Source organism: Vicinamibacteria bacterium (assembly GCA_035620555.1).
In the GTDB taxonomy this organism is placed as follows: Bacteria; Acidobacteriota; Vicinamibacteria; order Marinacidobacterales; family SMYC01; genus DASPGQ01.
In genome coordinates this window covers 1-11,823 of sequence record DASPGQ010000516.1, presented here as the reverse complement: position 1 = coordinate 11,823, position 11,823 = coordinate 1, and the positions used below count along the sequence as shown (strand labels likewise).

Genomic DNA, 11,823 nt, shown 5'->3' with positions numbered 1-11,823 from the left:
CGTGCTCGAAAGGAACCACCCCGGCCCACATCGAGAGCGTAAGATCCTCCTCGTCGTCGACTGGAGGACCCGAGCGGATCTTGGCGGAGGCTTCCCGGATCGGCACGCGCACGACGAGCGTCGCCTGAAGCTCCCGATCGTTCGCGCCGCGTGCATCCTTCGTCCTGCCGGGAACGAGATGCTCGACGATGGCATCGAGCGCCGCTGCCTTCTCCCTGGGATCCCGGATCGGCTCCGCGCGTCCGAAGAGGACGACGGATCGATAGTTCATCGAGTGGTGGAAGCTCGAGCGGGCGAGAACGAGCCCATCGAGCAGCGTCACGGTGAGGCAGACCGGGGCGCCCTTCGCCATGTCGTTGAGCAAACGACTCTTCGCGGAGCCATGCAGCAAGAGCTCGTCGCCCCTTCGAGCATAGCCCATCGGGATCACCACGGGGCCATCGTCGGTGGCAAGGCCCACGTGGCACAACATGCCCTGGTCCAGGATTGCGTGAACGGTGGCCTCGTCATACGAGCCTCGTTTAGGAAGCCGGCGGACGGTCGATCGGAGCGTCTTCTTGAGCTCGTTCATGCCGTCAGTTTATCCCGAAATGGCCCTATCAGAAGATCCATTCATGCGAAGTTAGCTAGATCCATTTCTTCGAGACCTACGCCTGCTACCGGGATTGCGCGCTGGCATAGAATCCGATGGTCTCCGTTGAGCGAAATCAGCAGGTGACGCGAGGATGGAGGGTTCATGAGGGTCAGGAGCTCGTTTCCTCGAGCCATACGAGCCATCGAGAACGTCTTCATTCCCGTCTGCGGTGGTGGTCGTGTGGCGGCCCGGATATGGATCCCGGAAGATGCTGACACCTCTCCGGTTCCCGCGATTCTGGAGTACATCCCCTACCGCAAAGGGGATCGCATGCGGGACCGGGACGAAACCATGCACGGCTACTTCGCCGGCCACGGCTACGCCGCAGTTCGGGTCGACCTGCGTGGCACGGGTGATTCCGACGGCGTCCTCCACGACGAGTACCTCACTCAGGAGATCGACGACGCCCGAGACGTGATCCAGTGGATCGGTGCTCAAAGTTGGTGTACCGGCGCCGTCGGCATGATGGGAAAGTCATGGGGTGGATTCAACGCCCTGCAGGTCGCTGCGCGCGGAGGGGTCGAGAACCTCCGCGCGGTCATCGCCGTCTGTTGCTCCGACGATCGATACCGAGACGACGCCCACTTCATGGGAGGCGCGCTTCTCAACGAAAACTTGTTCTGGGGCCTCGTGCTCACGTCTCTGCGCGTCATGCCTCCCGATCCGATGAACGTCAATGAGCGCTGGCGGGAGATGTGGCTCGAGCGCCTCGCGGCGGCCTCACCGTTGGCGGACGAGTGGCTCCGGCACCAGCGGCGAGACGATTATTGGGATCAGGGCTCCGTCTCGCGGGACTATCGTGCCATCACGTGCCCGGTCTACCTGGTGGGTGGCTGGGCGGACGCCTATACCAATGGCATTTTTCGTATGCTCGCTGGACTCGAGGTTCCGCGGAAAGGGCTCATCGGTCCCTGGGCGCATGCCTATCCTCAGGACGGGGTTCCCGGTCCCCCGATCGGATTTCTTCAAGAGGCCCTTCGCTGGTGGGACCACTGGCTCGCGGGACGTGAGACCGGGATCCTGAACGAGCCGATGTTGCGCGCGTGGATGCCCGATTCGAAAACACCCGCCGCGGCGCGCCACGAGTCATCCGGTCGATGGATTGCCGAGCCGAAGTGGCCGCCGGCCGAGGAGCGCTCCCGCCGGCTGGAGCTCGGTCCCGGAGCACTCCTTCAGGCCGAGTCTCAAGCTGCCTCGACCGTCTCCATCGTCTCCATCCAGTCACCGCAGAGCACGGGCAGCCAGGCAGGAAGCTGGTGCCCGTTCGGGGCCGAAGGCATGCCTCGCGATCAAAGAGAGGACGATGGCCGCTCGGCGTTCTTCGACTCCACCCCTCTCACCGAGCGGGTGGAGATCCTCGGCGAGCCCGTTTTGCGACTGAATCTCTCGTGTGATCGTCCCGTGGCCACTCTGGTGGCGCGCCTCGTGGACGTTTTCCCCGACGGAGTTTCGGCCCGAGTGACCTACGGGATCTTGAACCTGACACATCGCTCGGACCACGCCGAACCGGAGCCCATGCCCTTCGATACCGTCGTCGAGGTCACGCTGCCGCTCAAGCACGTCGCCCACGCTTTCCTGCCCGGCCATCGAATCCGAGTGGCTCTCTCGACTTCGTACTGGCCCATCGTCTGGCCCGCGCCTTCCGAGGCAACCCTTGTTCTGTTCACGAAGGGGTCGAGCTTCGAGCTTCCCATCCGGACACCGCGCCAAGCAGACTTCGAGCTCCGCGGCTTCGACCCCCCGGAAAGCGCACCCTCGCCAGCGACGACCGAGGTGACTTCGGGAAATACAACCGGCCGGGTCCATCACGACCCGTTGACGGGGGAGTCCGTGCGTGAGTTCCAGGCTGAGTTCGCCGAGAACGACGAGCCGGCTTTGTCGCGCATCGACGCGACGGGCATGGAGTTCGGCGACGCCCTCGGCGCGCGCTTCTTCATTCGCGACCGGGACCCGCTCTCGGCACGCATCGAGGCGCGCCATCACGCACGATTCCAGCGCGCCGGCTGGAGCGTGGGAACGCGGGTTGCGGCTCGCATGTGGTGCGACGAGGCAAAGTTCATCATCGAGACCGACATCGAAGGATTCGACGGAGACGAACGCGTCTTCGAAAGGAGATTTCGCTCGGAGATCCCGAGAGATCTCGCGTGAGCTCCGTACCCGGATCTCTCGCGTCCGCGGCCTCGCTCTTCGCGTCCCTCAGGCCAAATCGAACAGTAAGACTTCGGACCACTCGCCGCGGCCGAGAATCTTCAGGTCTTGCTCTTCACTCGCAGCCGCTCCATCACCTTCTTCGAGCTCGATGCCGTTCAGTGATACGGACCCGCTCGCGATGTGGACCCAGGCGCTGCGGTCTGGGCGAAGCCGAAACTCTCGATGATCTCCCGTTTCGACCAGCGTCAGCCAGAGGTCCATGTCTTGCTGGACCTGGAGGCTCGCGTCCCGTCCGTCGGATGATGCCACCAGAAGAAAATCCCGCCTTGCGGCGTAGCGGTCGAGCACCTGTTGGTCGTAAGTTGGCTCCAGCCCGTCCGTATCCGGCACGATCCACATCTGCAGGAAATGAACCGGCTCGAATCGGGAATGGTTGTATTCACTATGGGTGACCCCGGTTCCGGCCCTCATGAACTGGATCTCGCCCGCCCGGATTATTCCACCACCCCCCGAGCTGTCCTTGTGTGCAAGCGCACCGTCGAGGACGTAGGACAAGATCTCCATGTCTCGGTGCGCGTGCGTGGCGAAGCCGGCACCCGGTCTCACGCGGTCGTCGTTGAGTACGCGAAGGCTTCGGAAACCCATATGAGCCGGATCGTGATAATCACCAAAGGAGAAGGTGTGCCGGCTGTCGAGCCATCCCCAGTCGGTCCGACCTCGTTCTTCTGCACGACGGATTTTCAGCATCGTCGAACAACCTCCACTTCGTCTCAGAGAGACGTTGATGTCGATTCACTTCCGTGCCGGACCGCGGATCACGCGGCCCGGCCGCTCGCCGGTGAACCCCCCGTCCTTGATGACCGGAACGCCGTTGATCAGGACGTGGCGGATCCCGACCGCATACTGGTGCGGGTCGGTGAAGGTGGCGCGGTCGATGATGGTCTCGGGATCGAACACCGTGATGTCCGCGTACATGCCCTCGGCGATGAGCCCGAGCTCCGGCTGCCCGATCTGCTCCGCCGACAGAGACGTCATCCTCCGCACCGCTTCCTCGAGCGAGAGCACGCCGAGCTCGCGAACGTACCGGCCTAACACGCGGGCGAAGGTCCCGTAGCTTCGGGGATGAGGATGGCCGATTCCATAGGAAACGTTGTCCCCGTCGGTATCGATCATGGCGAAGGGATGGCGCAGGATGCGCTTGACGTCCTCTTCGTCCATCGAGTGGTAGATGGCGCCGAAGCCTCCTGCGAGCTGGAGCTCGATGACCAGATCGATCCCGTTCTCGAGCGTCACCGGAAGGCCGCGATCCCGGGCGAGATCGGCGAGCGTCTTCCCGTTGTACCGCGGGTCCGAAGGCACGGTGCGGAATTGCACCCGCTCCAGGTCATTTCCCGCCCGCTGGTTGACGAAGATGAACTCCATGTCCTTTTCGATTCTCGCCCGCGTCTCCGGATCGGACACGCGCTCCTCGAACGCCGAGTCCCCTCCGGCAAATGCCCATTGCGGAAAGAGGACCCGCGAGGTCGTGCTCGAGGCGGTGTAGGGGTAGACATCTAGCTTCACGTCGAGTCCCTCCGCGCGGGCCTCGTCGATCATCGCAAGCGTCTTCTCCGACAGGCCCCATTGTGGAGCGCCCACCGCCTTGTGGTGCTGGATCTGCGCAGGAATTCGCGCTTCGCGCGCGACACGAATGGTCTCCGCCACCGAGTCGAGGAGCCCATCGGCCTCGTTCCTCATGTGGCTCACATAGATGCCTCCATAGCGGGCGGCGACTCTGGCGAGCTCGATGACCTCTTCGGGCTCGGCGTAGTTCGCGGGCACGTACAGGAGTCCCGTTGAAAGGCCGAGAGCGCCATCCTTCATCGCTTCCTCGACCAGTCGTTTCATCTCTTCGAGCTCCTCGGGGGTCGGCGGCCGGTCATCGAGGCCGAGGACTGTTTTTCGGGCCCAGGTGTGGCCCGCGAAAAAGCCGACGTTCGGGGCCACGCGAAGCGTCGCCATGTACTCGGCGAGCGGATACGGCTGGTCACCACTGTGAAGGCTGGCGAGAATGGTCGTGATGCCCTGGCGAAGGAAGTTCTCGGCGAGCGGGTGCTCGTGGATCGACGTCTGGATGTGCGCGTGCTGGTCGATGAAGCCCGGAGCGACGACGAGTCCGTCCGCCTGGAGAACGAGGTCGGCGGCGTCGGGCGGAATCCCGTCGCGCGCGACCCGCGCGATCCGGTCCCCGCGCAGAGCGACATCGGCGCGAAAACGCTCCGCTCCCGACCCGTCGACTACGACCCCATTCAGGATCACGACGTCGTAGCGCTCCTGAGAGAACGACGTGAGAGCCAATAGAAGGAAAACCGAGGCGATCATGGTGGCGCATTCTACACCCCGGCCCGCCATGATGAAGTTGATCGTGCCTTCTCGAGGGAAGCGGTCCGCTACTCAGAATCGGGCGAATGCTGCTTCGCCGGCCATCTTACACTCCGGACAATGCCACGACCTGGACGTAGGAGTTGAACTGCTCGAAATCATCGACGTTGGCGGTGCAGAGCCGCGCGACACCGTGAGTCAGTGCCGTGGCCACGACGTTCGCGTCATGGATGTGCTTTCCCGAACACTTCACTTCATCCAGAAGCCGACGGAGCCGATCGAAGATGGCGCGCGATTCATTCAAAAAAAGCATTCGCGCTCGCAGCCTATCGACGTTCGTGGCGGCATCCTCCGGGGACAATGCGAGTCCGTTCTGATGGAGGGGCGGGTCGCGACGACCAGATACTCCCCCAGTATTTGCCCGCTCGTGCAAAGCCGGAACTCCTCTTTCGGCCACTGGTTCAGTATGCGCAGCGCGTCGCCGTGCTCGACGCGTGCCGGAGTCGAGGCTGACAGGAGAACGTTGGTATCGACGAGAACGAGCCTATCGTCCATCGTCTCCGTAGATATCTTCGCGACGCCATGTGCCCTTCTCCGCCTTGGAGAACTTCAACTCCAGCGGAGGCAGTTTGATCCCCTCGGGCTCGTCGCGAGCGAGCGACTCGAGAATGTGAAGGAGCTCCTTTTGAAGCGACCGTCGATGCCTCGCGGCGCGCCGCTTCAGAGCTTCGATGCGGATTCCGGGATTCAGGAATTCAATGCGGAGACGTCTTCGATCCACATCGCCAAGGTTCCTGAAATCTGCGAACGATTTGCTCGATGCGCTGGTATCCCATTTTGGGAGCCGTCCAGGGGGGTGTTAGATTGCACCACCCGTCCTGCTAGGCGAACTGCAACCGTCTTCCTTTCGGTTCCGGGACGGTGTCGCCGAACTCCTGAGCGGTTTCGATCCACAGGGCCACGGCCTCGTTCACGTTCGCTAGTGCCGTTTCCTGTGTGTTGCCGTGAGCCATGCAACCCGGCAGTTCCGGCACTTCAGCAACAAACGCGTTGTCTTCGTTACTCCAATGGATGATGGTTTCGTATTTATGCATCGTCCAGTTCCCCAAGTTGGTACTTCAGGATCAGCTGGCGCACCTGCCGCACCTGATAGGGTTTCGCTTTCTCATTGTCGCGCTGCAAGTTGATCTTCTCGTCAACTCCAGCCCGTCGGAAGACGTGGTGGCTGCCACGCGTCCGCTCTTCAAAACCAAGATGCAGGAGCAATCCCCGGAGGTCTGAGAAAGCGACGTTAGCGTCGGACCTTCCTTCCAGTATCCTACGGATGAGCTTCGTCCATTTGCTCACTCGTCTATTCTAGAGCCTTCAGCTGGAGTTTCGAAGCAACCTAACTTGAAGCTAAGGCGAGATTCGGTCGCCGATTACGGCCCACAGCGCGATTCCCTAGTAGGAGACGTTGTCTCCATCATCGATCGCGGAGCCGCTGCCGCGCGAAGAGCTCAGCCTCTTTCCTCACTACTTTCCCGAGTCGGAAGGTAGCAAGATCAGCGGTTTTCCCTTGGGTCGAACCGCCCGGAAATCGCGTTCATCCACGGTAAGTACTCGACGGATGCCCAGGCGCTCCGCCGTCGCGATGACGGAGCTGTCGACGAGGCCGAGGTCGAGATCGCGATACATGGCTACGAGCTCTCGGGAGCGCACGACGTCCGCCGGGGTCATCGGCTCGAGCCTGAGAGCGCCGGAGGTCAATCCGTCGAGGAAATCGAGCTCCGCGTCGACACCCAGGAACTCGCGAAGGAGATAATCGAGCTCTCCCAGGACCGCCGAAGGAACGATGATGGGCCCGGACTCTTTCTGGATGATTCCCCGGACTGCAGCATGATGGGCGTCATCCGCGTCATAAAGAGCGTATAGACCTCCGGTGTCGGCGACGAGGCTCATCGCTCTCGTTTTCTTCTCGCTGCCCGGCGCAGCAGCTCCTCGGCGCGCTCGGAGATGTCGCGCCTGCCGCTTCGGTGGCGCCCGATTCCCGTGATCGGTGGGCGCGCCGGAATCTCTGCCTCCTCGATGTACTTCCGCAGAGCGTCTCGGATCAATTCCGCCTGGGTTCGTCCTTCCACGGCGGCCCGGTGGCGGATGGCGACGGCGACGTCCTCGTCGACATAGACGGTAGTACGTATCATATGCGTATGTTAGCATATATGACTCAACGCCCCGCTCTTTCATTCCGCACCCTGCAGCGACGGCACATTCCGTACGCCCGGGCTTCGTCACGCGGACCCGATTGCCGGTGGCTCGACGAGCCGATAGCATGGCCCGACCTTATGTCGCTCGCGCGCGCTTCTCGAGAGCTGGAACGTCTCGGCGTTCTGCTCGTGACCGACGCCAGGCTCCCGAGCCTGACGCGCATCGTCGCCGGGGAGGCGGTGAAGGGCTCATGGTGGTCGCATCCCAAGGCGCGTACGATCTACGCAGTGCTCGAGGCGCTGGAGGACGACGCCGCGGCGCTCCTCGTGAAACTCGTGTCCCGAAAGCTGACCTTCGTCCACCGGGCCCTGTGGCCCGAGCTCTTTTCGGTCGCGATGGCGAGAGACGACTGGCAGACGAGAGGCCTCAGCCCCTCCGCGACGTCGCTTCTCGAACTGGTCGATGCCGAGAAAATGCTCCGGGTCGAGTCGGGATCCGCGAAGGCGGCCCGCGAGATCGAGGACCGTCTCCTCGCGCACGGAAGCCAGCAGCACACGGAGAGAGGAGCGCATGCCAAGGTCCTCACGACCTGGGAGGAGACCGCCCGTCTCCGAGATTTCCGTCCGAAGCCGACCGATCCCGCGTCAGCGCGCGCCGCGCTCGAGAGCCGAATCCGCTCCTGGGAGGGTGCGAAGCTACCCTGGGAGCCGAGGAGAACGATGTGAGATACGACCTTCATACCCACTACTACCCGTCGACCTATTTCGACAAGATTCGGGAGCTCCCGTCGGATTTCTCCTTCGACCGCGACCCGACGGGAAGAACCATCATTACGCTTCGGGGTGCTCGGTTCTTCGGCGTGACACCGCCGATGACCGATCCCGGAAAGCGGCTCGAGGACATGGATCGCGTGGGCATCGATGTCGAAGTGCTGTCCTTATCCACGCCCAACATATTCTTCGCCGCGGAGGAGCACGAGCCCGAGCTCGCGAGAAGGGTCAACGACGCCTATGCGGATCTCGCCTCGAGACATCCGAAGCGGTTCAAGGGATTCGCGTCCATTCCGATGAGCGTTCCCGACGAGGCCTTGAAGGAGCTCCACCGCGCTCTCGGCGAGCTCGAGATGTGTGGCGTCGTTCTCCTGAGCAATCTGCGCGGGCGCGCGCTGACCGCGGAAGAGTACCGGCCGTTTTTCCAAGAGGCGAACCGCCTCGGTGCCTGCATCTTCGTACACCCCATGCTGCCCGTGGCTACCGAGCCGTTTCGAGAGTACGTCCTCGGCCCGCTGGTGGCGTTCCCCGCCGACACGACTCTCGCCGTCGCCCGGATGTGTTACCACGGCATGTTTCGCGATTTTCCCGACATCAAATGGATCGTGGCTCACGCCGGCGGTGCCATCCCCTGGCTCATGGAACGGCTCGACAACGGCTTTCGGGACTTCGCCGAATGCCGGGCGAACCTCGACGAGCTTCCGAGCACCTATCTGAAGCGGCTCTACTACGACACCGTCACCTTCAGCCCGTATACGCTCGGATTGCTGCGCGATCTCGTGGGTTGCGATCGGTTGGTGATGGGAAGCGACTATCCCCACCTCCTCGGATCCATCGATCGCGCCGTGTCGTCGATCGAGGAGATGAAGATTCCCGAGCTCGAGAAGCATCGTATCTTCAGCGGGAACGCCCTTTCGATCCTTCACAACGTCGAGCCGGCATGAGGCTCGTCACCGCTCTCCGGGGTCTCGGTCCCGGCATCATCATGGCGGCCACCGCCATTGGAACGAGCCATATCGTCTTGAGTCCGGTTGCCGGCGCGCGATTCGGCTACGAGCTCATCTGGCTCGTTCTCTTCTCACACTTCTTCAAATATCCGGCGTTCGAGTTCGGACCGCGGTTCGCCGTGGCGCGGGGAGTTTCCCTCGTCAAGGGTTTCCAGGAAGTTCCCGGACCGAAGAATTGGGCCGTCTGGGTCTTCCTGGTCACGACGGTGCTACAGGGTCTTACGATCCTCGCGGGAATCCTCTCGGTCACCGCGGCCATCCTTCTCGCCTGGGTGGGCGGCTTGTCGCTCTCGGGCTTTGTGGTCGTGCTCGGCCTCGTCATCATCCTGCTCCACCGCACCGGGAAGTACCCCGCCCTCGCGCTCGGAAGCAAGATCGCCATGCTGGTTCTCGCACTGGTGAGCGTCGTGGCGTTTCTCGCCGTGCCGCCACGTGCGTCGGACCTCGCCCGCATCTTCGTACCCTCGTTTCCAGCGGGCTCGCTCGTCCTCGTGGGAGCGATCCTCGGACTCATGCCGACCGGCATCAACGTCGCCATCTGGCACTCGCTCTGGGCGGTCGAGCACCTTCCGACCTGGAGTCGGGTGGCGAGCACCAAGCGAGAGATCCTGAGACTCGGCATGTTCGATCTGAAGGTCGGCTACCTGCTGTCGGCGGTGCTGGCCGTGGTGTTCATCTCGCTCGGCGCCAACCTGCTGAAGCCTCGCGGGCTCCACCCCGACGGCGTCGAGGTCGCCTTGACTCTCTCGAGGCTCTATACCGATGTCCTCGGAGACTGGATGTTCCCCGTCTTCATGCTCGCTGCCTTCGCGGCGATGTTCTCGACCGCTTACTCGGTGATGGACGGCTTCCCCCGCACGTTCTCCAGAATTCTGTCCACGCTGTTCCCGGGCCAGGCATTTCTGCGGAAAGAAGGCGACCCGGCCTACTACCTGTTCCTGGTGGTCATCTTCCTTTTTGCCATCGGGGCCAACCAGCTGCTACCCAACCCGGTGCTGATGGTGCAGCTCGTGGGCCTCGTCAGCCTCTCGGTTGCGCCGGTGCTCTACGCGCTCAATTATTATTGCGTCACCCGGCTCATCGACGACGTGTCGATGCGCCCCTCGCGCGGGCTCCGTCTCTGGGCGCTTTCGGGTCTTCTCTTCATGCTCGTTGCCGTGGTCGTTTCGGTCTACGCTCGCTCGCGCTGAGAGCCTTTTGGGCTTACAATGAGAACATCCGTTTCATTCGAATCGAGCGATGTCTGAACCATCGAGAATTCCCCTTGCGGGGAAGTTCGATTGCTGGCACCAGAGCTTCGACTTTCCCGATCTGTTGCTTGCCGTTTGCCGGACGGGCAAGACCGGCCATCTTCTCTTCTCGAGCGGTGAAGCCGAGAAGACCGTCATCATCCAGGACGGCCAGGTCATCTTCGCCAAGTCCTCTTCGACCGATGACCGGCTCGGCCCCTATCTCATGCGGGCGCGGAAGATCCGATTCGAGCATCTGATCGAGCTATCGCGGTTCATCTCGCCTGCCAAGCGCTTCGGGACCGTGCTCGTGGAGAGCGGCGTCCTGACGCCCAAGGATCTCGTCCAAGGCGTGATCGGCCAGGTGCGCTCGATCGTCCTGAGCCTGTTCGGTTGGTCCGAAGCTGCCTACGCCTTCGAGGAACGTTCGCTCGAAAAAGAAACGATCACGCTCCGCATCCCGACGGCGAAGCTCATCGCCGACGGCGTGCGTCAGGTGACGAGCTGGCGTCGGGTGACGACGGGTCTGGGCTCGCTCGACGCCGTCTATCGCACCAACGACGACGTCGAGGAGCGGGCGGAGAAAGCGGGACTCGATCCCGACGCCCGCCGCCTGCTCGCGGAGCTGCGCGGGCCGAAAACGATCGCCGAAGCCTGCGCCGAGTCCGAGCTCAGCGACTTCGAAGTCTGCCAGCTTCTGTGGGCATTTCGCTCGCTCGAGTGGGTGGGCCCGGTTACCGAAGTGCACCCGGTCGTGATGGCAGAAGTGGCCGAGCCAGAAACCGACGAGCCCAATGGGCTCGACGAAACCGACGGCGACGGTCTCGGCATGGTCCTCCGAGGAGGAAGCTGAGACTCTATTCCCACTCGGCTCTCCTCCTCTTCGCGTAGTGGCGTTTCGCCTTGGCGCGATTTCCACAGCTGCTCATCGAGCACCACTGCCGCGTCCGGTTGCGGCTCGTGTCAAGGAACAGCCAGCCGCAGCCCGTTCCCGCACAGCGCTTGATGCTCTTGGGGGCCTCGTGGATCAACAGATCCGCGGCCGACCACGCCACTTCCCACAAGATGCTCTCTAGGCTTCTGCTTCCGGAAGCCTCCCAAACGAACCCGCGGCCCTGGTGGCGTAACCGCCGCCGCCCCGGCGCTTGGGCGAGAACATCGTTCAGGGTATCGAGATCGGGCCGTGCGGGCTTCTGTCCGGCGGCAAACCTCGCGAACAAACGATGAAGCGCCTCACGGAGAACTCTCGCTCGTTCGACGACAGCTCGCGCTTGGCTCGGCCTGAGGCGGCCCTGGGCCGCGAGGCGTTTTCTCTCCGAGCGGGAGACGAGCCCGACCGCGCGGCTCCAGGAGAGAAGGTCGTCGAAGCTTGCGAGGCGCTCTTCGGGCTCGGAGCGGTCGCGCCAGCCAACGGTATTCACGAAGTCGAGCGCCAGGCGTCCAGCGATGGGCTCGAATCGTTCCACTTTGGCTTCTAACCGGGC

The 11,823-nt window shown here is 62.9% G+C and carries 16 protein-coding genes; 5 read left to right on the top strand and 11 right to left on the bottom strand.

Annotated features, from left to right (window positions below; all coding sequences use genetic code 11):
- Nucleotides 1-571 (bottom strand): pyridoxamine 5'-phosphate oxidase family protein (locus tag VEK15_21015; protein HXV63193.1); only part of this gene is annotated, 571 nt, incomplete at its 3' end.
- A 165-nt stretch (nucleotides 572-736) separates the two neighbouring features.
- On the opposite strand from VEK15_21015, the gene VEK15_21010 reads away from it, so the two are divergent.
- Nucleotides 737-2,782, top strand: a complete 2,046-nt coding sequence (locus VEK15_21010) for a CocE/NonD family hydrolase (GenBank protein HXV63192.1) — start codon at nucleotides 737-739, stop codon at nucleotides 2,780-2,782.
- A 48-nt stretch (nucleotides 2,783-2,830) separates the two neighbouring features.
- Here the strand turns inward: VEK15_21010 and VEK15_21005 are convergent, their stop codons facing one another.
- The 9 genes from VEK15_21005 to VEK15_20965 form a co-directional block, all read right to left on the bottom strand.
- On the bottom strand, nucleotides 2,831-3,532 hold the full coding sequence (locus VEK15_21005; protein HXV63191.1) for a pirin family protein: 702 nt from the start codon (nucleotides 3,530-3,532) through the stop codon (nucleotides 2,831-2,833).
- 45 nt (nucleotides 3,533-3,577) lie between these two features.
- Nucleotides 3,578-5,146 (bottom strand): D-aminoacylase, encoded by a 1,569-nt coding sequence (locus tag VEK15_21000; protein HXV63190.1) that lies wholly within the window; start codon nucleotides 5,144-5,146, stop codon nucleotides 3,578-3,580.
- 106 nt (nucleotides 5,147-5,252) lie between these two features.
- Nucleotides 5,253-5,459 carry a hypothetical protein gene (locus VEK15_20995; GenBank protein HXV63189.1) on the bottom strand — a complete coding sequence of 69 codons (207 nt, stop codon included), beginning with the start codon at nucleotides 5,457-5,459 and terminating at the stop codon, nucleotides 5,253-5,255.
- The gene (locus VEK15_20990; GenBank protein HXV63188.1) at nucleotides 5,447-5,701 is read right to left on the bottom strand and encodes a PIN domain-containing protein; all 255 of its coding nucleotides are present in this window, start codon (nucleotides 5,699-5,701) and stop codon (nucleotides 5,447-5,449) included. The genes VEK15_20995 and VEK15_20990 overlap by 13 nt, the downstream gene beginning before the upstream one ends.
- A complete protein-coding gene (locus tag VEK15_20985) occupies nucleotides 5,691-5,927 on the bottom strand; it encodes a hypothetical protein (protein ID HXV63187.1) in 237 nt (78 codons plus the stop codon). Before VEK15_20985 ends, VEK15_20990 begins: the two co-directional genes overlap by 11 nt.
- A gap of 100 nt (nucleotides 5,928-6,027) precedes the next feature.
- On the bottom strand, nucleotides 6,028-6,240 hold the full coding sequence (locus tag VEK15_20980) for a type II toxin-antitoxin system HicB family antitoxin (protein HXV63186.1): 213 nt from the start codon (nucleotides 6,238-6,240) through the stop codon (nucleotides 6,028-6,030).
- Nucleotides 6,233-6,493, bottom strand: a complete 261-nt coding sequence (locus tag VEK15_20975; GenBank protein HXV63185.1) for a type II toxin-antitoxin system HicA family toxin — start codon at nucleotides 6,491-6,493, stop codon at nucleotides 6,233-6,235. Before VEK15_20975 ends, VEK15_20980 begins: the two co-directional genes overlap by 8 nt.
- Nucleotides 6,494-6,661: 168 nt before the next feature.
- Entirely contained in the window at nucleotides 6,662-7,087 is a 426-nt protein-coding gene (locus VEK15_20970) for a PIN domain-containing protein (GenBank protein ID HXV63184.1), read from the bottom strand.
- Nucleotides 7,084-7,329, bottom strand: coding sequence for a CopG family transcriptional regulator (locus VEK15_20965; GenBank protein HXV63183.1), 246 nt, complete (start codon nucleotides 7,327-7,329; stop codon nucleotides 7,084-7,086). The genes VEK15_20970 and VEK15_20965 overlap by 4 nt, the downstream gene beginning before the upstream one ends.
- Before the next feature lie 141 nt (nucleotides 7,330-7,470).
- Here VEK15_20965 and VEK15_20960 point away from each other — a divergent pair, with 141 nt between their 5' ends.
- From VEK15_20960 to VEK15_20945, 4 genes are read left to right on the top strand one after another with little or no spacing between them, the layout of a single operon-like run.
- Nucleotides 7,471-8,058: a hypothetical protein gene (locus VEK15_20960; GenBank protein ID HXV63182.1), complete on the top strand. Its 588-nt coding sequence runs from the start codon at nucleotides 7,471-7,473 to the stop codon at nucleotides 8,056-8,058.
- Nucleotides 8,055-9,047: an amidohydrolase family protein gene (locus VEK15_20955; protein HXV63181.1), complete on the top strand. Its 993-nt coding sequence runs from the start codon at nucleotides 8,055-8,057 to the stop codon at nucleotides 9,045-9,047. The genes VEK15_20960 and VEK15_20955 overlap by 4 nt, the downstream gene beginning before the upstream one ends.
- A complete protein-coding gene (locus VEK15_20950; GenBank protein ID HXV63180.1) occupies nucleotides 9,044-10,300 on the top strand; it encodes an Nramp family divalent metal transporter in 1,257 nt (418 codons plus the stop codon). Before VEK15_20955 ends, VEK15_20950 begins: the two co-directional genes overlap by 4 nt.
- A 49-nt stretch (nucleotides 10,301-10,349) precedes the next feature.
- On the top strand, nucleotides 10,350-11,192 hold the full coding sequence (locus VEK15_20945) for a DUF4388 domain-containing protein (protein ID HXV63179.1): 843 nt from the start codon (nucleotides 10,350-10,352) through the stop codon (nucleotides 11,190-11,192).
- Between the two features lie 4 nt (nucleotides 11,193-11,196).
- On the opposite strand, the gene VEK15_20940 is transcribed toward VEK15_20945, so the two are convergent.
- On the bottom strand, nucleotides 11,197-11,823 hold a 627-nt coding region (locus tag VEK15_20940), incomplete at its 5' end, for an ABATE domain-containing protein (protein HXV63178.1).